Consider the following 23348-nt stretch of genomic DNA (forward strand, 5'->3'; position numbering starts at 1 on the left):
CTGATATGAGCATGAACAACGGTATACCAGCCCATCCGGCAATTTTCCGTGCAGACCAGTGGGACGACCTGCTTACCGCACTTGCAGACAAACGCGACAAGCGTATTGTTTTCACTAACGGCTGTTACGACATCCTGCACCCTGGACACGTGGATATTCTTGCCCGCTGCAAAGCAGAGGGTGATATTCTTGTGCTTGGATTAAACAGTGATGCTTCTGTACGCTCGTTGGGCAAGGGTGATGATAGACCGGTAAATACATTTGCAGTTCGTGCATATGTGCTGGCTCACCTTACAAGTGTGGACTATGTTGTAGAATTCGATGAACCTACACCATTCGAGCTTATCGACGCGGTACGTCCAAACGTGCTCATCAAGGGTGGAGACTGGGGGATTGATTCTATTGTGGGGAAAGATATTGTAGAAAACGATGGTGGCGAAGTGCTTAGCCTTCCGCTGTTGCAGGGCTTTTCTACCACTTCACTCATAGAGAAGATTCGATCAGATTGCTAAAGACGCAAGTCCCCAGCTACTAAAAAAATATAAGTCCGCCCTTGTCGTTCCTCAGACAGGGGCGGACTCCTTTTTGCGACATGCGTGTTCGGGCTAGAAACGCGGATTGTTGCGTAGCACGCCGCAAAAGAAAAGATCCCCTTAGCGCCAACAGAGGGGATCTTAGCCAAAAACTATCTTTCCGCACACCGCTTCCGGCACTGAAGCGGCTTACTCTGGACAGTCTGTCCTGCAAAAAAAAGCAGAACTCCTAAAAAACGTACATAGTATTAATCTGTTCACCAAAAACAGGTAGCAACCATGCAATAGTTCGCAAAGCGAACCTTGATGTTTAAGAATTCCATGCGGTGAGCCATATTCACGTCCGATACATGGGGGCATCAGGAACCGTGACCTAAAAAAATTCTCTTTGCCTTGTCTGGAAGGCTGCAACTACTGCCCAAGAGCGGTTGCATCATAAGGAGCTCGAAGTATTTTTGGGTATGGCTAGCATTGGGAATGTCTTAAAAACAAGCAACGCCATTCATATAAGCGAAAGTATTGCCTGTGTCCTAAAAAAAGTTCTCCCGCACGTTTCGACACCAACTTATTGTCAAACACGTTCTTTTCTGTAAAGCTTTCGTAATCCACTGCTTTTACAATTCAAACGCCGGAGAGCCTTATGTCATCATCAGAAATTCAAATCCCGCCGGAGATCCTTTCAGAGCTGCAAACCCTTGCTCATGAAAAAGACCCGAACACCAAAGCAACCACGCCAGAGGAGCTGCTGCACTTACTGATGCCGCAAAATCCAAATGTGCTTGTGGATACTCCTTCTGCTCTTTTGGCGATTAAGGAAGCTATTTCATATCTCGAAAGATAATTTTGTTATCGAGCTGCTTTTTTCATCAAAATACTGGGGTGATCACCGGACACCGTTTCACAGAAAACTCCTACCCCCATTTTGCCACTAACCCACGACACTTATTTCATAAGCCTCGAAGACTTTTTCATACCCAAAAAATACTGCGCAACAGGTCATATCCCTATTCTTACTGCCCTCCCGATGGATTTACTCCCGTTTGAATATCCCATGCTGTTTTTTTCATACTCCACTGCGTAATTTTTCCCATCCTCTTGCCCAAAAATAAGGGCTACCCAACAGTATTGCTGAACAGCCCTTTTTCATTCCACGAAAAGTAATGATGCATAAACCGCAACGATGCTAGAGCAACGTGCTGGCCTCGCTACTAATAATTTAGAAAGATTCCTATGAACCTCTGCAAATTTTAGCCGGTAACAAGTTTTCATACTCTTCAGTCTGCGATAGCAGTGCAAAATATCGCTGCAATCGCCATCGAAAAGACAAAAAAGTATTAACTTGTCAGCACTTAGGTCCATCTTTACGCTTACACCTGCGGGTATGCATAAACGCTGCGACGATTACAAAAAAGATAATCGCCAAAATCACTGCCGAGGCTGTAATAGCATCAATTTCATATTTACCAATAACCATAATCATGCCCTCCGTAACGCTGTATTCGGTTCGCATACGGGCAAATGGATTCTGTTTTTCCATTATGTCCCGCTGTAGATCCGAAAGCGGTGAACTCAACGCCCAATGAAATCCTACCTGTTGTAATGCCTTTCCACTTCTGGTCACAACCTGTGTATACGGAACCTGTTGTGCGGAGATATTACCATTTCTTCGCGAAGACATACGCCTTGCCCTGTCCCGTTCCAATATCTCCGTCTGGCTCCCGCTGCGTAGCGCGGCCTGTAGCCACGATTCTTTTAGCGGCGCAGCTGCAACGCCAAAACCGGAATCATCACCATAGCCCAAAGCCTTCGGGTTAGCATGGCATGACTCACATGGCCTTGCATTCCGCGTTACCGTATGCGGTGCAAGCGGTGCCATAGTGAACGAGGCGGAGAGTAGATCATCCAATGGAACGTTTTGCGCCGCATATGCACCTGCTGAATCGTACACGGAAAGCACTGTTTCTTCTCTACTAGTATCCACACGATTAACGAGTAGGTCTTCGATAGTTTTGTGCAGAGCATTATAGATTGTTGAAGAATTCTTTTGAGCGGTATGAGCGGTGAAAATATGTCTTCGCAGAATAATAGCATCATCCGGCGCAACAAGAGTTACGTCTTGTTGTACTAGCGGGGTCAACGGACTGATGCGTCCTTCTCCATTTACACCAAGGACAGGACTACGCCATTGCAGTTGCTCTGTACGCTGCGCTGTATAGAACGTATCTGGCGTATTGAAATCTACCAGCAAATGCGTGCCGTACTCTTGTGGTACCCATGCACTATGACAACTGTAGCATTCAAGGGATTCAAAATGTTTGGGGTGCTGTAGCTTTGCAGCCATTGCCCGCGCTGGGTTCTTCCAAGCACGCCGCTGTGCAATTTTTTTAAGCACAGGCACCTCGTATGAAATACCTGACGCAGAATGTACTACAACAGCCTGACCTCTCCGGATGACATTGCCGAAAGGATTTCCGCGCGCTGTCAGAAGATACCCATCCTCCGGAACATACACAGTGCCCACCTGTTGCTCGAACGGAAGAATCTCCGCAGTGCCACGTGGATCGCCTTGTGCTGCCGTTGACTCAAACTCATCCTGCCAGCCTAGCGGAAGTTCCCACGGGAAAAATTCTGTTGTGCCATGGCAATCTGCGCATTCAACTTCAACATTTACCCGACCGGAAACAGCAATATTTCCTGTTCCATGCATTGCCCGTGTGGAATGACAATCTTGACAAAGCAAGCCGCCTGTAGGGTTTCCGTACCGATTCATCCCGTTATGATGCACATCGTCGCGCATGGCGCGATACGTCTGTGCTCCTGCCACACGCAAAAGCCCAGCGTAGGAGGTTGCTATCTTTTTGCCTTCTGAATGACACTGTGCACAGTTCTCAAAAGCAATACCACTTGTGGCTTTCCCGTTAACTACGACCTTACTTTTAGCTGTTCCCTGAAGGGAATGCGTCAGCAATTTATTGTCTTTTCCATATCGTAAATGGCAGACGGCACAGCCGGAATCTTTGCCACCGCTGTGTATGGTGCCGATATGACATGACGTACATTTTGAGCGAACGTATTTATACCCTGCAAGCTCTGGGCGCGCTTCTATCTCATTCCATTTTTTTTCAGGAACAGCGACAACGCGTTCCGCAAAAATCCCATCCTGTTTATGATTCAAACGAACCATATATGCCTGATATTCCGGTGTCCCGACAGAAGGAAGAATACCATCTAAATCTGTGATTGTTTTGATACCGACAGGCTGTTTAGGCTTGATACCCCAAGCCTGCAGGGCAGCGGACATATGACCTGTTCCGGTAGCCATACCGGAACGTCGCAGGCTGTACACACGACCTGTATGGCACTGACCGCAGGTTTTATCGACAACCGACATGGCAGCCGGACTTGTGGTAAATTCAGTAAGCAGACTCTCTTTTGGTGCTCCATGATGCAGACGACGTTCCCATAGCGCAACAGGATCACCACCATGACAGACAACGCAGCCATTGGGATCACCCTGCGATGCGCCGAGTAAATAAATCTGCTTTGCCATGTCTGAATTATGCGAACGAATAGGCGCAATATCGCTGTGACAGTGGCCGGCAAGACATCCCGAACCTATTGCCGGATACCCTGCTGGAGACATGTCTGCCGGAACCGCACTCCAAGCCGCACCAGTCCATAACAGAAGACTGCACCATGTAATAAAAAGCCTGCGTAACATACTTAACTCCTGTGCAATTCCATCTGACACATGGGAATACACAACAGTACAACAAACACAGACCTCGTGCGACAATTGTTTGAAATATATCACTAAGTTAACTACACATCTTTTTCCTACTCCATCACATTACACCCCATACAACACACTGGGACAGTGTCTTAATACAGCGCAGCATTATATTATCAAAGTTTAGCATCGTAACATGTCCATAGGTTTGCTACAGGTGGAGAAGCAACTCTAGTTGGATGCCCTCTTCCGCCATATTCTAAACAGGACAACGTCATGGAACCCATCACGCATCGCCACTCTACTTTTGAAGACGCAGCAAACTGCGAAGTATGCTCTGCGCGCGCACGCCAACAACGCAACAGCCTGTTTCTTAATACTGATGCAATCATGCTCTATGTCGCAATTGTGCTTTTTATATGTGAGTTGTTTTTCGAAAACCTCTTCCATGAACACAACTTACAATCATGGGAGTTTGCCTTTGTCCTCGTTGCGTACCTGCTTGCGGGCGGCACAGTCCTGACCAATGCGGTCAAAACGGTTCTGCGTGGTGACTTCTTTGATGAAAACGTCCTTATGGTCATTGCCACTGCGGGTGCTCTTGCTATCCATGCGTATTCTGAAGCCATCGGCATTATGATTTTCTTTAAGATAGGCGAATTGATGCAGTCGCTAGCGGTTGCCCGATCACGCCACTCAATCACAGCGTTGCTGGCATCAAAACCTGAAATTGCAAGAGTTCACACAAATTCAGGAGTGGTTGAACGGGTACCGGAAGAGGTCGTCATCGGAGAAAAAGTAACAGTCCGCCCGGGAGAAAAAATTCCTCTGGATGGTGTTGTGCTGGAAGGTAACTCACAGATAAACACAGCCGCGATCACAGGCGAATCTGTGCCGATTTCCGCGCATAAAGGTGATGAGGTGATGGCAGGGCAAATTTGCATAGACGGCGCAATTACACTTCGGGTTACCCGCCTGTTCAAAGAATCATCCATCGCAAAAATTATGGACCTCGTCGAAAACGCTACAGCGCGTAAAGCAAAAACAGAAAAGTTCATTACGACATTTGCCAAATACTACACCCCGTATGTGGTGCTTATCGCCTTGGCTGTGGCATTCATCCCGTCACTTGTTATGGGAGAAGATTTGACCAAGTGGGTCTACAGAGCCCTTGTTCTGCTGGTTATCTCTTGCCCGTGTGCGTTAGTAATCAGTATCCCGCTAGGCTATTTTGGGGGCATAGGACGTGCCTCAAGCTCAGGAATCCTTATTAAGGGATCTAACTTCATCGATGCTCTTGCAGACGTTACAGCCGTTGCATTCGACAAAACAGGAACACTCACCCACGGCATATTTGTTGTTAATCATATCGATCCGGCAAACGGGTTTACAAAAGAACAACTTATTGAAAGCGCAGCGGCAGCTGAGTTCAACTCCACCCACCCCATAGCGCGTTCAATTCTTGAATACTACAAGGCGCACGATGGGAAACTGGATGAAACCGGACTGGAAGAAGCCAAAACTATTTCCGGCAGAGGTACCAGTGTTCATTATTTCGGGAAATATATTCTGGCAGGAAACGCCTCGTTACTTACACAGCAGCGCATTAACTTCTCACAATCACGGCTGGAAGGAACAATTGTCTACGTTGCGGTTGATCGTGTTTTCGCCGGCGCTATCAGCATAGGTGACGCATTGCGCGATGATTCGGTTGAAGCCATCCTTCAGCTTAATGAGCAAGGAATAGAAACAACCATGCTCACGGGTGACAATGAAAAAGCTGCCAGCGCCTTTGCAGAAGAACTCAATCTGGACACATTCCACGCAGGATTGTTGCCGGAAGAAAAAGTAGCGTTCTTTGAAGAACTACAAGAAAAGCAGGACCAAAAAGGTCGCATAGCGTTTGTAGGCGACGGCATTAATGATGCGCCAGTTATCGCTCGCGCAGATGTGGGAATTGCAATGGGTGGATTAGGAAGCGATGCCGCCATTGAAACCGCGGATGTAGTGCTTATGACTGATGCACCGTCCAAGGTGCCGCAAGCCATAGCCATCGCACGGCAGACCCGGACAATCGTCTGGCAGAATATTATTTTCGCCTTTGTCGTTAAGGGCATTTTCATAACCCTCGGCATATTTGGCATTGCAACCATGTGGGAAGCCGTTTTCGCAGATGTAGGTACATCCTTGCTCGCGCTTGCAAACTCAACTCGTATTTTTACGTTCAAACGATAATCAAAACGCATCCGAGCTCATAATTGCTTTGAAGGCACTCTGCCAATTGTATCGGCATGACGTATGAGTGCCTTCATCCAAACAACCTGCGCGACAACGCAAGACAACACTGTGTCTATAAGGAGTTATGGTACAAATAGACACAGAAAGACTACCATACAGCGTTTTTCAAACCGCTTCTATGCATCAAAGTATGTATCATCGCACAATTACACTATAACAAACTATTACGTAATAATTTTAGAGCGTTGTTTAATATATACAAAAAAGATGCATAATATCATGAAACACTTTTTGCGATTTTAGAGCGAAACGTTGTAGAATGGTACATACCAAATATTTCCTAAGACAGAAAAAAGAAGAACTACTTCTTTTATTTTTATCTATTCTATAGCTGGTATAGTCCGTTATTTTGCTCAATACACAAATGACAACACTATCCATTAGTCGAATAGCTGAGACTCACGGGGGAGCGTATGCGAATAGTAAGCAAAAATGTAACTACCACCGGACTCAAAGGTTTTGAGAACATCGGCCGCAGTCCGAAAAAGGTAGGTCTGACAAAAGACGGAACGCTTAAAGCGGGGAACACATGGAAGGGACGCCTTGTTTCAATGCTGGAGCCGTTTGGCCTTTTCAAAGGATACTGTGAAAAAACTAAACTGGAAATAGTAGAGGAAAACCGCCTTGCCGCGTGGACGCTCTGGAGCAGTTTGGTCAAAAAATACGGCATTGATAACGCTCGGGAAGCGCTCTCTACCACTAATCCTTCCATGCACGGCATGGACGGCATAAAAGTACGGCAAGGTCTTCTCGGTCGTGCAACTGTGGGAAATTCCGGCACACTTACTTGCGGCGAAATATCTTCTCTAATGAATAAGACAAAAAACATTTCCCGCATGCGTGAACAGCAGATACAGCAACTGCATCATAATGTTCCAATGACAGAACACGAAGCCTTGTTCTATGAACCAGAGCATCCGCATACAGCCGAGCTGAGCGATGCAATCCAGAACCACCAGCGTGTCATCGATTTTGTCGGTAACAAAGCCAACCTGCATTTCTTATTAACTGAAATGAATGAAGACCCTGCGCGCCTTAAACGATCCCGCATTGAATACATCACAACTCGCCTGCTTAACGAAGTAGGTTCGGCAAAGCGCGAGGGAGTATTCTCCCGCAATCAGATTGTGCGCATGGCAGAACGGGCACTGTATGAGTCTTTGCAACACAATGCCTCATGGTGCCGGATGCAAGTCATAAAAATGGAAGCAAATAAACGGATGGATAAGCCGAGTAAATTTGTTCTGGATTTTGCAGTGCTCAAAGATTCCGTCACAGCAAATGCCAACGCTACTCTCAACCCTGAATACGTACAGGACGTAGGACGAGAGCTTGGCATGCAAGTACGCAAACTCCGCGCACGAATGATCGCCACTAAAGTTCGTAAACAAGTAGAACGACGGGTCACAAACGAACGCATCGCGCTTAATACTGACGATTTCAAGGAAATGACGATAGAAGCTCTTCGCAGCTGATCCTGTGATCAAACTGCACGCTGCAACAACGCATAAAAGCCGCTCTCATTTGAGAGCGGCTTATTTTACTTGTAACTGTTACAAAGATTAGATGAAGAGATCGAGATCGTCGCGAAGAAGCCCTTCGGCAATCTTTTTACTGTCGATCTCATATTCTCCGGAAGCAATCTGAGCTTTAATCTCAGCTACTTTGTCTTTACGAACTTCCGGTGCGTTCATCGCTTCTTTATACGCTTCAGTGCGCAAGCGTCCTTCATCAGAGAAGCTGACCCTATCGCCTTGGGGTTCAACATCTACAGAAGTTTGCTCGCGACCAACCTTTTCACGTCCAGCCTGATCGGCGCGCTTCCCTTTGTTCAGCGTCGAGCCGTAATCCAGCTTTGCGTTGTAATCATATACTTTCATTCCCTACCTCCCGGTCAACGGCACGCTTATAACATGGTCGCATTGACTTTGTCTAAAGAGATTGCCCAGAGCTTGTTCATAATGTCTTCTTTTTCATCCCTTGTAACCTTTATCGGCCCCAAATCAGTTTCTTTATATATTTGTAGAGAAAGATTTGGAAAAGGATTTCGAAAAAGCACGGCAAACCCTATATCAATTTCAAGTTGCGCCTTTATTTCTTCCACTATTGGGTTAGTGCTGCCGGAGAAAAGTAAGTTTTCGTAGACTTCTCTGGCAACTCGCTCCACAAGTCCCTGCCGCCGTGAATCCACAACGCGCTGGTCCATGTCAGATAATTGAGCGTTATCGTCCTGATAATTGAGATGCAGATTACGTGCCGAATCAGTCGCCCGGGCAATATGCTGGGCAGATGTAATTTGCTTCTTATATTTACGAAGCATATTTTGCACATAAAATGATTTTATTGTCATGACGCTATACTCTTAATAGTCGGTATCGACCTTCTAAAGATAAACTTTAGACTGATACTCATTAGAATCTGAGTAAACGCTATTTAACTGCAAAAAAATTTGTATTTGATAGACAAAAGACACGTTACAGTTACTCTAATGTCTGTAATTATAACGTCACAACCCTGCTGCACCACATCTCAATTCAATTTATTGACAAATACTCGACACATACAGCACAGTGCGGCAAACAATCACTACATTATAACCGGAACTACTATCAGTATATGAATACCCCCGTTTACTCTACAATGAAGCCAATTGTTCTGGCTTCCGGATCTCCGCGTCGTAGCCAGTTTCTTTCCGAACTCGGCATAGCCTTCACAGTTGAAACTCACGCCGGAGACGAACCACTGCCAGAGGCAGGAGAAGCACCGGCTGCGTTTGCCTGCCGTTGTGCTCTTGCCAAAACAATGTCTGTACGTGGAATCTCTAAGCAGAGCGGCACTGCCTGCTTTATCGGTGCAGATACCATTGTAGTGCTCGGTGACGAAATTATGGGGAAACCTGCCAATGATGCCCACGCGCTGGACATGCTAAGCAGACTTTCCGGCAATACCCACAAAGTAATCACTGCAACTGCCCTTGTATACCCTGACGGCACTACAGACACCTATGCCGTTGAAACTGCAGTGACTATGAAGCAGTATGCAGAAGATGCGTTAAAGGCATATATCCGCACCGGAGAACCGGCAGACAAAGCAGGAGCCTATGCGATTCAAGGAATTGGATCGTTTCTTGTGGAATTGATCTGCGGCTCGTGGTCTAATGTTGTAGGGCTGCCAGTAACCGAGTTGCTGGAAAAATTACACACTGCCGGAGTCGTCACTCCATCAGTATAATAGTAGTCTCAGGGCTACCAATCTAGGGGCTGTTTTATGAACACAGAACTTTCATTATGCGACAAAATTGCAGTTCACGCTTCACGTCTGGGGCCTTCCGGTCTTTCGCCGTATGCTCCGGGCACAGTAGGTTCTGCTGTCGCTATCCTACTTGCGCCAATCTTTTTTATGCCGCTTCCAATGTGGATGCGTATTGTTGTTATTGTCGCCCTTTTTTGCTGGGGAAGCTTACAAATCACCCGGGCGGAAGAAGTTTTAGGCAGTAAAGATCCGGGAGAAATTGTTCTGGATGAACTGGTGGGTCAGTGGATAACAATCCTGCCGTTCGCAGCATTATCATTCTGGTGGATGGTGATCGCATTCATCTTGTTCCGGATTTTTGACATTGCAAAACCCTTCCCTGTTAAGGATTCCGAAACATGGTTTGAAGGCGGTTGGGGCGTTATGATTGATGATGTTCTGGCAGGGCTCTACGCAATGGTATGCCTTGGTGTGCTGAGATTTTTATTTGCATAAAAAGCTATTGATACATGTTGCCAGCTAAACGGCAGCGGAAAATACATACAAAAAAAGGCTTCGTAAAAAATTACGAAGCCCTTTTTTGTATGGAGCCCGACCATGCAGGAAGATGGGCCTTCACTGCACGGCCGGGGGTGTCTAAGACTGAGGAGTTACCTTGAGGTGTTGCGAAGTTACCACTAACGGGTTCCTAACACGATAACCACAAGCAAGCGTTATCAAGTTTTTTCCACACGTGAGCTACAGAAGAGCCCATAAGCATGTGGCGCATGAAACTGTTTCCTGTACCGGAACGTCCCATAGCTACTACTGCAAAGTTACCTTGATCGGAGGTTTCCATGATCACAGAAGCTGGGTCGTTAGAATGCGTCAACTGGGTTCTGATGACACTTTCTTCCACACCGTTTGCAACGAGCAGGGCAACTGCATCGGCTACAACCTGGTGGCTGGTTTTTGAAATGAAACACTGCGCTTTGCGCTGATTGCGAGACTGTTTATTCAGAAACGCAACACTCGGAGAAGCGGTAGTATATTTTTTACCGGGAGCCACATGTAGTACGGTAATTGTGTGCATTGGGTTGCTCGCAACCACCTGCGCTACATGTTCAGTGATGTTTCTGGAGGAACGAGAACCGTCCACACACAACAGCACATTCCTGCGGCCATGAATCGATGAAGGGGCAAGCCAAATCGGTCTTGCACAGGACTGCTCGATAACTTCTTTTGTAATATCGGTGGAGCCGTTAATCATGCTCTCAAACCATGATTTACCACGTTTGCCTAGAACGAGAGCGTCATGGTTACCGTTAGCTGCTTCATCCATCAGATCCCAAGCCTTAGAATGGGTCTGCAGTCTAGAAAGAAGTGCTAAGCGGTTGCTTGAAATCCCTACCTGCTTCAGGCTAGCCTGAGCAGTGACCAAGCATGACAGCTGTTCACCTGTTCGTGCTAAGAACTCTTCAGCAACGGTCTCTTTGGCGCTGGCAGACCGTTCATCCGTGCCGGGTAACTGAAGTGTTTTAGCGTTTTGCAGATGAAAAAGTGTAAATTTTGCTAGTTCATCCTGGCAGAAAAAATCACGTACAAAACGAATGCCGTATTGTTTGGTATGGTCGTTTCCGACCCCAATGAGCACGCTAGGTTGTGTTCTATTTTGGGACCAAACAGATGATTTCATCAGTGTTGCTTGCTGCATCATACTGTTCACTCACTACTATGTTAATTGTTTCTCTGTGTTGGCGCACAGACCTGACTTGTTAATCAGTTGAGGTATAGATAACCGAACGTACTTTTTTTCACAAGCCTTTTATTCCAACCTTCTGTATTACTTATTTATAACACTAAAGTTAGTCATTACTTCATGTTGCTCACTACTTTTTTATGTTTTTTTGCCATAATTGGAAAAAGAAACACCCAAAATAATTGAATAAATCATCAAGTAAAATTGCGGATTGAATAGTCAATCCGCAATGCCATAAGAAGAGGCAGCAAGCAATTTCTAATCTCTTCTCCAGAATGACTAAGCCGTACTATCATATGTGATTGTGTACACAAACAAATTTATGTAAAATTTTATCTCGAGAATGCCACTCTCACGGGCTTTAGTCGTGCTTTTTGTTTGCAATTGACTATTTTCAAATAATGAGCAGCTGACGTTTTCTGCATCTTTTCACCGCACATCACGAGAGTGTTCATTTTAGCCATGTATTTTCAGCTAGTTAAAATGATGACAAACTGCAACATTCATCAATTTGCCTGAATAATGGCAGTACTACGTGCACTGTAGCAGGCTTACTAAAAAGCTGTTACACAAGCACAGCACCTGCGTTTTTCGCACAGTTTCAGGAGGTAGATATGAGCAGCCCGACATCAAAAAGCCTGTATTACGGAGCCAATCCGCTTAAGCGCCCATCCAAGGATGACCTTACCCGCGTGACGGGACGCCCTATGCCTCATTTGCAGCAAGCACAGGAATTACTAAAGCCGTACCTTGTGTTCTCAAATCTCCGCTCTGTGCAAGCACTCCGTATTTTTGCCAACCTTGTCGGGCGCGATTACGGCATTTTCAAAACAACTCAGCTTGCATATCTACTTGGCATGTCCAGCCGAATCGTTGAATACGATATTATCGACGAATTTCTCGAAATCGCCTTACAGGACATCAATGCGAACAGCGTATTCCACGTTGAAATCACGCATGTCTTCAACCATTCTGAAGAACGTGACAAAGCAAGAGACGAAGAAGACGTACTTCCAGACGAAGTTGCGTTTCTTGTTATAGAAAAAGAGCGGCACGAAGACTGCCCGAAACAACTTGCGGGCAACCTAGTACGCCTTGCAAACTTTAACTCTCTCGAAGCTCTTGAGTATGCCGTACAAATGGAGACCCGCAATCTCACCAGTGACTTTGTTTCCGAGCTCCGCGTTGCAGAGCAGCGCGCCGTGCATATGACACGAGGCGGCAAGCGCTTTTATCTGAAGCGTTGGATTAAAGGCAATATCGACAGAATTAACGGCACCACTTCACAAAAAAACAAAGCAGCAGGAAAAGCCGCTGCCCTGATGCAGGCAGAAGAGTGTTTCAAAGTTCGAGGAGAATATTGCACTCCCCGCGATTCATACGCATGCACAGTTTGCCAGCAGGTATTTAAAACTCAATAGATACAAAAAAACCACCCATAAACATCATGAGTGGTCCTTTTAGTCACTGAGCTAGCTACTGACTAATCTACTTGCGTCATTTCATTTAGGGTAAACGTTTTTATTGCACCCTCTGTATTCTTCATGAACGCAGCAAGATTTTCATTCTTCATGTGAACCTGCCACAACTCCCGTTTCTCCCAAGTTTCATAAAAAACAAAGAACTCAGGCTGTTCATTGTCCTGATGCAAAACATATTGCAAGCACCCATTTTCTTTACGGGTGGGCTCAATAAGCTTTGTTAATTCTGCTTTCATCAAATCAACACTTTCTGGATTTGCTTCAATCTGAGCAAGAATGGTCAACGGTTTTTGCATACTATTCTCTCCAAATTTTTCCCACGTCAGTACTGAGTGGAATGGTTTAAAATGTATCTACGTGCACAAAATTTTCTACAAGTTTGTGCTTCGGAGCGGCACCCTTCTGATTGCGATATCCAAGCGGAATTAAAGACACTACTTCCACACCTTCCGGAGCATTCACAATCTCTTCTGCCTTGTCAGGATCAAACCAGCCAACGACAACAGTACCAAGTCCAAGAGAATGGGCTGCCAGACACAAGTTCTGAGTGGCAAGGCCAAGGTCATACATGTACCAGTCGCCATGTTTGGTAGCCATTTCAGGCGTCCCAAGAGTTCCGGACTGTCCTCTTCGAGCGCACAGAGCCAGAAGAACTGGTGCATTTACAATGGCTGTATACGCAGGGTTTTTAGTAGGAACAGTGCTCTGCAACGCCTTACGGAGTTCTGGGTCTCGCACCTCTACGACTTCCCAGCATTGCGAGTTCGCCCATGACTGTGTGCTCTCAATAATTTTGAACAGCTCCCTAAGAGTCTCTTCTGAAACTTCCTGATCTGTATATTTACGGATTGTTCTTCTCTCATACATTGCTGTCATTACTTCGTTCATGATTCTATCCTATTTGTCTTAATTATTTGGTTTCACTTCAAAAAAGTTGCAAGAACATTCTATATAGGCACAACCAAATCATTATGCAAATTAATAGTTGTCATACTATCAATTGCAATACACAATGGACTATGAACTCAACCATACTAGAAATTGACCTGCTTCAGTGTTTTCTCGCTGTCGTCCAAACAGGAGGATTCACCAAAGCTGGTGACAAAATAGGTCTTACCCAATCTGGCGTGAGCATTAAAATCAAGCGACTTGAGGGACGACTGGATACAAAATTATTCACCCGTACGAGCAAAAGCCTTGCCCTCACACCTGAAGGGGAACTGTTAAAGGGGTATGCACAACGTATCATCAACCTGCATAACGAAGCCCTACAACGCTTTGTCACCCCAATGGCATCCGGAACACTACGAATAGGCATTGAAGACTACTTCGTTCCAAGCTTACTTTCCCCTCTTCTCAGCCAATTCCGCCTACATCACCCCAATATTCATCTCGAAGTGACTATGGGAAACGGAATAACCCTTATTCCGTTATATAAAGAAGGCGCGCTTGATCTTGTAGTCACTGGAGACTGTAGCACGACCCTCACAAAACAAACCTTACTGAAAGCTCCGCTCGTCTGGATTTTTGGTCAAGATTACGAGTTACCAGACACACCTTGCATCCCCTTAGCCGTTTTTTCTGCACCCTGCTGTTTTAGAACCCAAAGCACAGAAGCGTTAAACAGAGCAGGCAAAGAGTGGGTCGTAAAATTTACCGGAAATTCTGTTGTAAGCATACAGGCTGCCGTCGAAGCTGGTTTAGGAATTTCTGCTTTGCCGATATGGGCGCTGACAGAAAAATTGCGAAAAGCCCCAGCGTCGTACAACTTACCGGATCTTCCCCAACACAAACTTGTACTTTTTGCTGATGATAACGACATGAATCCCGCAAAAAGTCTCTTTATTGATTTCATCAAAGTTGAAATGGCAAAACTGCTTATGTAGTGTACGCTTCACAATTTCTATCGAAACGTTCCCCCCCAGCAGCACAACTCCCGATGCTATTTTTTGAAAAGCAACGAAATAAAAATTATAGTTTGAACATAAGAAAGGGTGGCATAATGCCACCCTTTTTAATTTTAAAAAACCCTGTGTGTAAAATCGAAGCGTCTAGTAACTTATAGAAATTCTATAGTTAATAAATGAGCAATGGCTATTCACCATTACTTATCTCTACCAAGAGGCTTGCAGGGTATAACGCTGACATAATGAGATTCGACAATGGTGGGAAGTAGGCAGAAGTGATGATATTTCTAAAATAATATCATGGAGCTATGTATGGTCGATTTGAACAAGCTGTTTTTTGTAATTCAAAACAATTAAACAAAAAAAAAGCCCACCTAATGGTGGGCTTTTAATCATCAAAATAAATTTCGATTGATTAGTAACGAGGGCGAGATTCGCGAGGCTGAGCTTCGTTAACCTTGAGGTTACGACCCTGGAACTCAGAACCATTGAGGGATTCAATAGCCTGTGCTGCACCAGCAGCTTCCATTTCAACAAAGCCGAAGCCACGGGAACGACCGGTTTCACGATCTTCGATTACGCGAGCAGAAGAAACTTCGCCGAAATCAGCAAAAAGGTTACGAAGATCCTGATCGTTACATTCCCAAGACAAGTTACCAACATAAATATTCTTATTCAAAATAAACTCCAAAAAAAAAATATCCCCAAAAAAAGCAGGGAAGCGTCGTGCATCTATCCTAAAACAGAAACACTTTGTATAAATTAATCTTGTAAAACTACCTTGCCCATGCAGACATGTCAACACCTATTTCCATAAACATTGAAGGGACAACTTATTCCGTACATGCACATCACCTGAACGCCTGATTTAACATTAAAATAGGAGTAAATAAAGACAGTTAGACAATGCTTGCTCTTTTTTTATATTCAAAACATAAACTCAAAAAACTATCCGTTTCTTTACTCACTACCCAACTTTTTTTCTCTATTGGATAGGAGTTGATATCTCTTGTTACGATTAACAGCCCCAATGCCGTCAAGAGGTATAACGTTACCTTCAGACCATCGTTACACCGAGCTAACACCCATCTACTATCGATTTAGCAGAATTCGTAATGATAGCATTTCAAACGCTAAAACGTGTCGTGAGAATAAGTTAAATACAAAATAGCAGCCATAGAAGAAAGAACATGACTGCTATAAAGCTAGGAGGGGCGATGCCTAATTCACATCAAGCCATGACCACTAAAGAATTTGTGAGCAAAGAAGTTTTCAAATCACATAACTCTCCTCAAAGGGACACCAGAACTCGCAGAAATGATTTGCAAACTGAATATTGGAAAGTTATTCCAAACATGGGAGCTTGTGAAGCATGCCAAGCTATGGGCGAAGGAGTTCATTGGGAAAAACCAGAGCGACCACATCCTAATTGCAAGTGTGAAATCAAGCCAGACTCAATACAAGTTAATGTATTCAATACACTGAAAGGATGGCGTAACACAGCATCAGAGCAATTCACTGCTGGTCAGAGTATTAATGTGACTATTTTTAGCATGGGGCTAAGTCTTAGTGGCGTTCGGGTCACTGTAGATGGTTTAATAAAGAGATGTACGGGCCACATGACACCAGGGGCATCGGAAACTTATAACTTTTCAAAATTTGGTGAAATCCCTCTTACATGGCGAGTAGAATTAATGACTGACGTTGGCGATAACTGTATGTTTAAATATCATATTACGAATTAAAGAATGAAACTTATCATCTGGCTACTATTGTTCGCTATTTCAGTTCCCTTAGCGCACGCGGAAAGCATCATCCCCATTTCATGCGATGATGTTGCCAGAACTTCTGTAAATCAAACTCTGTCATCAGACGCACCAATCCATGTGAAAGAATACCCATATATATATCTCACCGGTGTATCTTTAAAACCCGAAGCTTATGACAAATTTCACCAGTTTTATAATCCAAACATAATTGAAATTACCCACCCTGACGGAACAAAAAGCGAACTAAACCCCATTCGCTTATCCACATCCACAGGAATCGTTGCTGTAGACAGTCCGTACAGAATGCACGTAAGTGGCAAAAGCCTTCTTCTTATTTTTAAAACAAGAGAAAAAGCTTTGGAAGCAGCACAGAAGATATGCCCGCAGATAAAACCGGAAGTTTTCTTTCTGTATGATTATCTAGAAAAACAGCGCTTAAGAGAAAAAGCTGAATTAAATAGTCTAAATAACTAGAACTAACACGAGGCTTACCACTGATGGTGTAATGAATGCCTCTTACATGGTGAGTAGAATTAGTGCTTGCTGGTGCTGATGAATGTACTTCTGTTATCAAATTTGGAATTAAAAAATGAAACTTTTCATCCCACTGCTGCTATTAACGCTATCAGCTTCTCTGGCATATGCAGAAAGTATCATTCCTATTTCATGCGATGAGATTGCTAGAATTACCATTGTCCAAGCAAGGACATCAGACCCACCTGTCCTCACAGAAGAATATCCATACGTATACCCCACCGCATTCTGGCTTAAGCCCGAATACGCTTCAAAATATCAAGAATTTGCTGACCCAAACAAAATCGCAACTATCTATCCTGACGGGACAAGAATTGAATACAGGCCTTTCCTTCTATCAACCCCTACAGAAATTGTTTTTGGGGGCACCCCATACCCGACATGTGTCAACTCCCGACAGATTCATACCTATTTTAAAACCAAGGAAGAAGCATTTGATGCAGCACGGAAGGTATGTCCAAAGATAAAACCAAAAGCATTTTTTGTGTATGACTACCTCCTAAAGCAGCACTTAAGAGAAAAAGCTGAATTAATGGACAGGTAAGCTTTCCATCTATCGGTTATTCAAAGAATGCGGAAAGTGGGAATAATTATGCAAAAGTCTTTTCTATACTCATAGCCTGAACAGTTAGCGGACATAAAAACAAAAAAGGATGGTCTAGAGCCACCCTTTTTCCATTTCTTAGAATAGATACATCGTACACACGTTTTCAGCACCAGAAGCACTGCGCATACATAATTCGCAGTCAAGAGGGCGTCCCTCTTGCTCCCGCTGAGAAGCGCCCTCGGAGAGCCGCCGGAGGCAGCTCTACTTACCCACCATAATATCCAAGATCATCTTGTCAGTCTCACACATGCTTGTGCTTCCGAGGCGAGCAAGGTTCTTGATGCAAATTTCAATATCATCATCCACGATATAAGAATCAACACGATCAGGCCATAAAACACTAAAGCATCTCATTTCAGCTATTGAACAACAGCTTTCATAACCCTGTATAGCAATCTTATTCTCTCATCATCTGCTTCGCTGACCATTCGGCTAACTTCTTTTCGTAATTCCAGACAATCTTCTTCGTGAGCGTTCTCAAAAAGTTCGCTAGTTGCCACCCCAAGTCCCTCGGCTAGTTTACTGACTAAAGTAATAGTCACGTTTGCTTCACCACGCTCAAGCTCGCTAATGTACTTTGCCCCAGAGTCAGCTGCAGTCGCTAGCTGTTCCTGAGTCATCTTCTTAGCTTTACGTAATGTACGTACTCTTTTTCCTAACCGTTCCAATTCTGTAGACATAGAATCCTCCTATAAGGGCATCATGTCCTTTGATCGAGAACACAAAAACATTCTATAACCAAAATTTTACCCAAAAAAAATACGTTATAGGTTAACCACCTATTAGCTTTTCCCTTTTACAAAAAGAATAATATTTTAAAAAGTTCGTTATAAGATGAAAAGTGTTTTCTTACTACTCTCATGCTTTTTTTATAGAATTTTTCACGCCTCAACTCCCTACCTAGAGACTGCAACAGCTCATATCAAACATTCAAAACAGGCTGTTACTACATCAATAAGCTACTCATATTAATCACTCTATGGCATTCTATAAGAATCAACTTTATATCCATATCAACTAAAAAAAGGGTGGCACATGTGCCACCCTTTTTTACACCGATGTCTAATTTGAAAGTGCGGTAACAAGACTCAACTACCTACCCGAAATTTTTTTATTGAATAGAAGTTGGTATTTCTTGGTACGACCAACTGCCCCAATGTCGTCAAGTTGTCTAACGCGACCTTAAGACCATAGCGACACCTAGCCAACACCCATCTACCATCGATTTAAGAAAATCCTTAATGATAGCATTTCTGGTGCAAAACGTGCCCTGAGAACAAGTAAAGTAAGAAATAGTATCAACAAAATAAAAACATAACATGCTATAAAGCTAGGAGAATCCATGCCCAAGTCCCATCAAGCCATGACCACTGAAGAATTTGTCAGCAAAGAAGTTTTTAAATCACATGATTCCTCTGGGGCAGACACCAGAACACGCAAAGATGATTCATAAACTGAATATTGGAAAGTACTGCCCAAAGCAGGACCTTGTGACTTATGCCAAGCCATGGGCGAGGGAATTCACTGGGAAAAACCAGAACGTCCGCACCCTAATTGTAAGCGTGAGACTGAAAAAAGATCGACAAAAGTCGATATAGAACCTGCAATAGAGAATGCTAGAAGATTTGGAAAAGAATTTAGCGATGTTACCTTAAAGTTTTGGAAGTTGCTTGGGATAATTCCAGACCCTAGGCAGAAAGCTGCAGAAGGATTAGCTGATATAATTAACGGGATAAATAAAGGGGCTAATGACAATTCCTCTTCAGATAAGAAAAAATAGTACATAGAGAGGGCAAACAGCCTTTGCATTGTGTAGCAACCTGAAAAGCAATGTTGACAACATTCTGTCATTAAACAATAAATATCGGAATTAAGTTTGAACAACAATAACAAGATGTGTTGTTCATAAAGGGGGAATGGTGCAATTTCTTATAGATTGTTTCCGAATTTATCCAGTTTACTTAGCGTTCGTTCTTTTACTTGCAAATATAGCGTGTTTGATTTTCTGTTTTGATTTACGACGTGCTGTTCCTTATTATTTTTTCCGCAAGGCTGGATTTCAAGGCCTTAAAAATGACATAAGCATTGTAACAAACAGAACAAGGTTTCCGTTTCTTCTCATGGGGCTTTTTTTTGCCTACCCAGCGTATTGGTTCTTGCAGCTTCCTCTCCAACTATATGGCATGATGAGTATTGTGATAATTTCCATCACATGTTTTTTGTACATCACACCGCTGCTTATATTTATCAGTAGTTTTTTCCATGCAGTGGCAATAGAAGATAATATAGTGTACTTCATAGGTATTGTTCCACGTTTTTTTACATGCAGGCAGAACGAAGTAAACATTATTGGGGACCAACATGGTTCATGGGGAATCCCAATTTCTACGCTAACGTATGGGCCAACTAGATACTCTGTAGCTATTTCTAATGTCCGATCTGTTGTTTTGAGTGATCTCGGGAAAGACAAAGAATAACTTAGAGTGGTTACCCCAATCAATACCAACTAAAAAGGGTGGCCATTAGCCACCCTTTTTTCATTTCTCATATTATATAGACCAAGTATACGTTCTCAGCGTCAGAAGCACTGCGTATCCATACTTCGCAGTCAAGAGGGCGCCCCTCTTGCTCCCGCTGAGAAGCGCCCTCGGAGAGCCGCCGGAGGCGAATCTACTTATTCACCATAATATCCAAGATAATTTTGTCGGTCTCACACATGCCTGCGCTTCCGAGACGACCAAGGTTCTTGATACAAATTTCAATATCGTCATCCACAATACCATCACCACCCGGTACGGAAGTACCTTTCATAGCGAGTAACGCAGAGTTAATTGCAGCTTCTACGCTGGAAGCAACTTTTAGTGCGCATGATGTTTTTGCTCCGTCGCAGATCATACCGGCGATAGTACCAACCATGTTCTTAATGGTTCGTTCAATTTCAACGAGCCCGCCACCAAGCAGCATAACAATACCGCAACCGGAACCGGTAGCAGCGAGAATTGCACCGCATAATGCTGAGAGTCTACCGAGATGATGCTTTAAGTGAATTGCCATCAGGTGACTTAAAATAAGTGCACGAGTCATCTCTTCTTCAGATTTGCCCAATCTGCGAGCAAAAGCAGTTACTGGGATAGTCGCAGTAATACCTTGGTTTCCGCTACCTGAGTTACTCATTACAGGCTGCATAATGCCGTCCATGCGGGCATCTGATGCAGCTGCTGCGAGACGGGTTGCAAAAGATGTGATATCATCAGAACGCAAGCCTAATGCTATATCTTCATCCATGGAGCGACCGACTTTGAGACCGAAGTCATGCTCAAGACCTTCCGCAGCAATGGAATCGTTAAGACGAGCTGCTTCAAGAATAAACGAAATATCTTCAAACTCTGCTCCGAGAGCAAAGTCATAAATAGCTGACACAGAAAGTGGCCAAGAATCATCTGAAACTTCTTCATTCTCTAACGGAGTACTTTCGATGACTACATCATTTTTAGTAACTTCGATGATTCCTGCATGGGTACGGGCGATGGTACAGGTTGCGGTATGGCCTTCTGCTGCAACAGTAGCTTTAGCGAACAGCACTTCTTCTGTTTCTGCTAGTTCGACTCGTACCTTGCCATCCACAATAAGCTGTTTAGCTGCTTCAACAACCTCTGGAGTCAAATCACGCAGCACTTCAAGCTGTAATTCAGACTTGCCGCCGAGAGCACCAACAGCAGCAGCGATATGAAGTCCTGTCATTCCGGTGCCCGGAACGCCCACTCCCATACCATTTTTAAGCAGGTTGCCACTAACCTGAACAAGAATACTCTCCGGCTTAACACCCAGCGCTTCTACCGCACGCGCTGCTGCCAAAGCCGCAGTTATTGGCTCAGTACAACCTAATGCCGGAACTACTTCCCGGTTCAAAATAGTTATAAATTCAACCCATTCTTTCTTAATTGTCATTGTGTCTCACCTAAATCTATTTAATTGGAATAACATTCATTATGTATAGTAAGCTGAAAGATCACTTCAAGCAATTTATGTAACGCTCAATAAAATTGTAGCGACTCAGTAGGAAGAAATCCGCACGTCCGTCAAGAAGGTTTCACAAGCCCTCATTCTGAACACAAAGCGATCTTGTATCACCCCATTCTACACCACTGCCATTGTATGCAGGATGCTTTTAATTCTGTCGAAGCTGTAGAGTACAGACAGACACCAACATCCTATCGAAGTCTTTATAGCGTTCAAGCAATTCGCAACTAACATTCTACTATATAAGAAAGTTAAAGCCTGAAAAAAAGACTGCACACACATATTGTTCATGACTGGTACAGCACTTGTGCTGATGGTACAATAGGTACAGGTATCAGATTTCTTAATTTAAGTGTTTTTACAAAATGGTGAAATCTATGAATAATCACAAAAAGATACAGCAAATTCTAAAACAGTTCGGAGAACGCATTGCTCTTGAAACGCTAGAATTGAATGAAGACGGAAGCTGTAGGATAATTTTCGATAATCAACTCGAAGTAAATCTGGAACTGGATGATGTGACTGACAGCCTTTTACTCATAAGCCCTGTGGTAAAAGCAGACGAAGAACTTTTTGCAGACGCATTAGAGCTGAACCTCTTTTGGGGGCAACTCCACGGTTGCAGATTCATCCTGCTCCGCAGTGCCGATGTGCTGGCGTTAATGCGCAGGCTTTCCATTGAAAAGCTAGATATGACTATATTTGAAGAGACACTAGAAATGTTTCTGGAGACAGTCACAGTATGGAAAACGGCATTTGAAGACAGCCCGCGTGAAAAAGAAAAAGCTGCGGCCTGTGGATGGAATGTACAGAGTTTTGTAGGCAGAGCTTAAAAAAAGCCTCCGGAGAATCTAATCCGCCGGAGGCAAAATTTTTATTGCGCTTTGATCTCGCACACGTCGTCCAGAAGGACATTCGGCTCGTAGACCATTTCAGCACCCTTAAAGATAACACCGCCGCACCCTGCACGTTTTGTCCACGCCTTAATCCAGCGATCGTACGCTTTTTGTGTTGAGAACGAACGAGAGTGAAAATACTGAACTGGGCGCATATACATTGTTTGCTTATCCAAAACCATAAATGCATCTGCCAATATGTTTATCTGCGTCCACAATGTGAACGGGTTTTCAGCCTCCGGTGCATACATATCGTAGATACGAAAATGCGGCTTCCCTTTCTGCACAGGAAGAAGAACACCATCTGCGTAAAAAGGGCCCTGCATTTTTTCGCCGAGCAGCTCAATAAGTTTATCGAACTCTTCAACAAGATGCTCCATTCCAGAGAGCACTACGCCTTCAGAATCAATAACTTCTTTTGTTACGCCATCAATAAACACACGGCTACCAAGGTAACGGGCACAATGCATGGTACCCGCAAGGGAGCCGTTGTGCGCCGCTGTAAATGCTTCAATATCCGCCCCGTACGTTGCACAACGGAACGAGCTTTTAGCCATTTTTGCGATTGAAAGGTCCATAGTCT

The 23348-nt window shown here is 44.1% G+C and carries 23 protein-coding genes; 13 read left to right on the forward strand and 10 right to left on the reverse strand.

Going from position 1 to position 23348, the window contains the following annotated elements; all coding sequences use genetic code 11:
* The first annotated feature begins 11 nt into the window (after positions 1 to 11).
* Positions 12 to 512 (forward strand): D-glycero-beta-D-manno-heptose 1-phosphate adenylyltransferase, encoded by a 501-nt coding sequence (gene rfaE2, locus ACZ5V1_RS13970; RefSeq protein WP_160713953.1) that lies wholly within the window; start codon positions 12 to 14, stop codon positions 510 to 512.
* A gap of 661 nt (positions 513 to 1173) precedes the next feature.
* On the forward strand, positions 1174 to 1374 hold the full coding sequence (locus tag ACZ5V1_RS13975) for a hypothetical protein (RefSeq protein ID WP_464389362.1): 201 nt from the start codon (positions 1174 to 1176) through the stop codon (positions 1372 to 1374).
* A 501-nt stretch (positions 1375 to 1875) separates the two neighbouring features.
* Here ACZ5V1_RS13975 and ACZ5V1_RS13980 read toward each other — a convergent pair.
* Positions 1876 to 4254, reverse strand: a complete 2379-nt coding sequence (locus ACZ5V1_RS13980; protein WP_464389363.1) for a multiheme c-type cytochrome — start codon at positions 4252 to 4254, stop codon at positions 1876 to 1878.
* 285 nt (positions 4255 to 4539) lie between these two features.
* Here ACZ5V1_RS13980 and ACZ5V1_RS13985 point away from each other — a divergent pair, with 285 nt between their 5' ends.
* The gene (locus tag ACZ5V1_RS13985; protein WP_464389364.1) at positions 4540 to 6498 is read left to right on the forward strand and encodes a heavy metal translocating P-type ATPase; all 1959 of its coding nucleotides are present in this window, start codon (positions 4540 to 4542) and stop codon (positions 6496 to 6498) included.
* Between the two features lie 476 nt (positions 6499 to 6974).
* Positions 6975 to 8036, forward strand: coding sequence for a hypothetical protein (locus ACZ5V1_RS13990; protein ID WP_464389365.1), 1062 nt, complete (start codon positions 6975 to 6977; stop codon positions 8034 to 8036).
* Positions 8037 to 8123: 87 nt separating this feature from the next.
* Here the strand turns inward: ACZ5V1_RS13990 and flgM are convergent, their stop codons facing one another.
* Both flgM and ACZ5V1_RS14000 read right to left on the reverse strand, forming a co-directional pair.
* Positions 8124 to 8441 carry a flagellar biosynthesis anti-sigma factor FlgM gene (gene flgM, locus ACZ5V1_RS13995; RefSeq protein WP_160713737.1) on the reverse strand — a complete coding sequence of 106 codons (318 nt, stop codon included), beginning with the start codon at positions 8439 to 8441 and terminating at the stop codon, positions 8124 to 8126.
* A gap of 26 nt (positions 8442 to 8467) precedes the next feature.
* On the reverse strand, positions 8468 to 8911 hold the full coding sequence (locus ACZ5V1_RS14000; protein WP_464389366.1) for a DVU0524 family FlgM-associated protein: 444 nt from the start codon (positions 8909 to 8911) through the stop codon (positions 8468 to 8470).
* Between the two features lie 266 nt (positions 8912 to 9177).
* Between ACZ5V1_RS14000 and ACZ5V1_RS14005 the strand changes: the two genes are divergently transcribed.
* Together ACZ5V1_RS14005 and ACZ5V1_RS14010 are read left to right on the forward strand one after the other, a co-directional pair.
* A complete protein-coding gene (locus ACZ5V1_RS14005) occupies positions 9178 to 9792 on the forward strand; it encodes a Maf family protein (RefSeq protein ID WP_464389367.1) in 615 nt (204 codons plus the stop codon).
* A gap of 36 nt (positions 9793 to 9828) precedes the next feature.
* Positions 9829 to 10308: a phosphatidylglycerophosphatase A family protein gene (locus tag ACZ5V1_RS14010; protein ID WP_464389368.1), complete on the forward strand. Its 480-nt coding sequence runs from the start codon at positions 9829 to 9831 to the stop codon at positions 10306 to 10308.
* 193 nt (positions 10309 to 10501) lie between these two features.
* Here ACZ5V1_RS14010 and ACZ5V1_RS14015 read toward each other — a convergent pair whose 3' ends face one another.
* On the reverse strand, positions 10502 to 11488 hold the full coding sequence (locus ACZ5V1_RS14015) for a universal stress protein (RefSeq protein WP_464389369.1): 987 nt from the start codon (positions 11486 to 11488) through the stop codon (positions 10502 to 10504).
* Positions 11489 to 12165: 677 nt separating this feature from the next.
* Here ACZ5V1_RS14015 and ACZ5V1_RS14020 point away from each other — a divergent pair.
* Entirely contained in the window at positions 12166 to 12972 is an 807-nt protein-coding gene (locus ACZ5V1_RS14020) for a hypothetical protein (RefSeq protein WP_464389370.1), read from the forward strand.
* 62 nt (positions 12973 to 13034) lie between these two features.
* Here ACZ5V1_RS14020 and ACZ5V1_RS14025 read toward each other — a convergent pair whose 3' ends face one another.
* Both ACZ5V1_RS14025 and ACZ5V1_RS14030 read right to left on the reverse strand, forming a co-directional pair.
* Complete coding sequence (locus tag ACZ5V1_RS14025; protein ID WP_464389371.1) at positions 13035 to 13328, reverse strand: putative quinol monooxygenase; 294 nt, start codon at positions 13326 to 13328, stop codon at positions 13035 to 13037.
* A gap of 46 nt (positions 13329 to 13374) precedes the next feature.
* A complete protein-coding gene (locus ACZ5V1_RS14030) occupies positions 13375 to 13920 on the reverse strand; it encodes a nitroreductase family protein (protein ID WP_464389372.1) in 546 nt (181 codons plus the stop codon).
* A 131-nt stretch (positions 13921 to 14051) separates the two neighbouring features.
* Here ACZ5V1_RS14030 and ACZ5V1_RS14035 point away from each other — a divergent pair, with 131 nt between their 5' ends.
* Complete coding sequence (locus ACZ5V1_RS14035; protein WP_464389373.1) at positions 14052 to 14918, forward strand: LysR family transcriptional regulator; 867 nt, start codon at positions 14052 to 14054, stop codon at positions 14916 to 14918.
* Positions 14919 to 15354: 436 nt separating this feature from the next.
* Here ACZ5V1_RS14035 and ACZ5V1_RS14040 read toward each other — a convergent pair whose 3' ends face one another.
* Positions 15355 to 15618, reverse strand: coding sequence for an RNA recognition motif domain-containing protein (locus ACZ5V1_RS14040; protein ID WP_464389374.1), 264 nt, complete (start codon positions 15616 to 15618; stop codon positions 15355 to 15357).
* Positions 15619 to 16156: 538 nt separating this feature from the next.
* Between ACZ5V1_RS14040 and ACZ5V1_RS14045 the strand changes: the two genes are divergently transcribed.
* From ACZ5V1_RS14045 to ACZ5V1_RS14055, 3 genes are all read left to right on the forward strand, one after another.
* Positions 16157 to 16684: a hypothetical protein gene (locus ACZ5V1_RS14045; protein ID WP_464389375.1), complete on the forward strand. Its 528-nt coding sequence runs from the start codon at positions 16157 to 16159 to the stop codon at positions 16682 to 16684.
* 3 nt (positions 16685 to 16687) lie between these two features.
* Complete coding sequence (locus ACZ5V1_RS14050) at positions 16688 to 17182, forward strand: hypothetical protein (protein WP_464389376.1); 495 nt, start codon at positions 16688 to 16690, stop codon at positions 17180 to 17182.
* Between the two features lie 115 nt (positions 17183 to 17297).
* A complete protein-coding gene (locus ACZ5V1_RS14055) occupies positions 17298 to 17786 on the forward strand; it encodes a hypothetical protein (protein ID WP_464389377.1) in 489 nt (162 codons plus the stop codon).
* 422 nt (positions 17787 to 18208) lie between these two features.
* On the opposite strand, the gene ACZ5V1_RS14060 is transcribed toward ACZ5V1_RS14055, so the two are convergent.
* A complete protein-coding gene (locus tag ACZ5V1_RS14060) occupies positions 18209 to 18529 on the reverse strand; it encodes a helix-turn-helix domain-containing protein (RefSeq protein ID WP_464389378.1) in 321 nt (106 codons plus the stop codon).
* 827 nt (positions 18530 to 19356) lie between these two features.
* Here ACZ5V1_RS14060 and ACZ5V1_RS14065 point away from each other — a divergent pair.
* Positions 19357 to 19629, forward strand: a complete 273-nt coding sequence (locus ACZ5V1_RS14065) for a hypothetical protein (protein WP_464389379.1) — start codon at positions 19357 to 19359, stop codon at positions 19627 to 19629.
* 890 nt (positions 19630 to 20519) lie between these two features.
* Here ACZ5V1_RS14065 and ACZ5V1_RS14070 read toward each other — a convergent pair.
* Complete coding sequence (locus ACZ5V1_RS14070; protein ID WP_464389380.1) at positions 20520 to 21797, reverse strand: L-cysteine desulfidase family protein; 1278 nt, start codon at positions 21795 to 21797, stop codon at positions 20520 to 20522.
* 449 nt (positions 21798 to 22246) lie between these two features.
* On the opposite strand from ACZ5V1_RS14070, the gene ACZ5V1_RS14075 reads away from it, so the two are divergent.
* The gene (locus ACZ5V1_RS14075) at positions 22247 to 22702 is read left to right on the forward strand and encodes a type III secretion system chaperone (RefSeq protein ID WP_464389381.1); all 456 of its coding nucleotides are present in this window, start codon (positions 22247 to 22249) and stop codon (positions 22700 to 22702) included.
* Positions 22703 to 22743: 41 nt separating this feature from the next.
* Here ACZ5V1_RS14075 and ACZ5V1_RS14080 read toward each other — a convergent pair whose 3' ends face one another.
* The gene (locus ACZ5V1_RS14080; RefSeq protein ID WP_464389382.1) at positions 22744 to 23343 is read right to left on the reverse strand and encodes a hypothetical protein; all 600 of its coding nucleotides are present in this window, start codon (positions 23341 to 23343) and stop codon (positions 22744 to 22746) included.
* Positions 23344 to 23348 lie beyond the last annotated feature (5 nt).

It is taken from the genome of Halodesulfovibrio oceani subsp. galateae (assembly GCF_055397225.1).

Excerpts from the sequence above, each read along its gene's own strand:
- rfaE2 (WP_160713953.1), top strand. The coding sequence starts at position 12 with ATGAACAACGGTATACCAGCCCATCCGGCAATTTTCCGTGCAGACCAG.
- ACZ5V1_RS13975 (WP_464389362.1), top strand. The coding sequence starts at position 1,174 with ATGTCATCATCAGAAATTCAAATCCCGCCGGAGATCCTTTCAGAGCTG.
- ACZ5V1_RS13980 (WP_464389363.1), bottom strand. The coding sequence starts at position 4,254 with ATGTTACGCAGGCTTTTTATTACATGGTGCAGTCTTCTGTTATGGACT.
- ACZ5V1_RS13985 (WP_464389364.1), top strand. The coding sequence starts at position 4,540 with ATGGAACCCATCACGCATCGCCACTCTACTTTTGAAGACGCAGCAAAC.
- ACZ5V1_RS13990 (WP_464389365.1), top strand. The coding sequence starts at position 6,975 with ATGCGAATAGTAAGCAAAAATGTAACTACCACCGGACTCAAAGGTTTT.
- flgM (WP_160713737.1), bottom strand. The coding sequence starts at position 8,441 with ATGAAAGTATATGATTACAACGCAAAGCTGGATTACGGCTCGACGCTG.
- ACZ5V1_RS14000 (WP_464389366.1), bottom strand. The coding sequence starts at position 8,911 with ATGACAATAAAATCATTTTATGTGCAAAATATGCTTCGTAAATATAAG.
- ACZ5V1_RS14005 (WP_464389367.1), top strand. The coding sequence starts at position 9,178 with ATGAATACCCCCGTTTACTCTACAATGAAGCCAATTGTTCTGGCTTCC.
- ACZ5V1_RS14010 (WP_464389368.1), top strand. The coding sequence starts at position 9,829 with ATGAACACAGAACTTTCATTATGCGACAAAATTGCAGTTCACGCTTCA.
- ACZ5V1_RS14015 (WP_464389369.1), bottom strand. The coding sequence starts at position 11,488 with ATGAAATCATCTGTTTGGTCCCAAAATAGAACACAACCTAGCGTGCTC.
- ACZ5V1_RS14020 (WP_464389370.1), top strand. The coding sequence starts at position 12,166 with ATGAGCAGCCCGACATCAAAAAGCCTGTATTACGGAGCCAATCCGCTT.
- ACZ5V1_RS14025 (WP_464389371.1), bottom strand. The coding sequence starts at position 13,328 with ATGCAAAAACCGTTGACCATTCTTGCTCAGATTGAAGCAAATCCAGAA.
- ACZ5V1_RS14030 (WP_464389372.1), bottom strand. The coding sequence starts at position 13,920 with ATGAACGAAGTAATGACAGCAATGTATGAGAGAAGAACAATCCGTAAA.
- ACZ5V1_RS14035 (WP_464389373.1), top strand. The coding sequence starts at position 14,052 with ATGAACTCAACCATACTAGAAATTGACCTGCTTCAGTGTTTTCTCGCT.
- ACZ5V1_RS14045 (WP_464389375.1), top strand. The coding sequence starts at position 16,157 with ATGCCTAATTCACATCAAGCCATGACCACTAAAGAATTTGTGAGCAAA.
- ACZ5V1_RS14050 (WP_464389376.1), top strand. The coding sequence starts at position 16,688 with ATGAAACTTATCATCTGGCTACTATTGTTCGCTATTTCAGTTCCCTTA.
- ACZ5V1_RS14055 (WP_464389377.1), top strand. The coding sequence starts at position 17,298 with ATGAAACTTTTCATCCCACTGCTGCTATTAACGCTATCAGCTTCTCTG.
- ACZ5V1_RS14060 (WP_464389378.1), bottom strand. The coding sequence starts at position 18,529 with ATGTCTACAGAATTGGAACGGTTAGGAAAAAGAGTACGTACATTACGT.
- ACZ5V1_RS14065 (WP_464389379.1), top strand. The coding sequence starts at position 19,357 with ATGGGCGAGGGAATTCACTGGGAAAAACCAGAACGTCCGCACCCTAAT.
- ACZ5V1_RS14070 (WP_464389380.1), bottom strand. The coding sequence starts at position 21,797 with ATGACAATTAAGAAAGAATGGGTTGAATTTATAACTATTTTGAACCGG.
- ACZ5V1_RS14075 (WP_464389381.1), top strand. The coding sequence starts at position 22,247 with ATGAATAATCACAAAAAGATACAGCAAATTCTAAAACAGTTCGGAGAA.
- ACZ5V1_RS14080 (WP_464389382.1), bottom strand. The coding sequence starts at position 23,343 with ATGGACCTTTCAATCGCAAAAATGGCTAAAAGCTCGTTCCGTTGTGCA.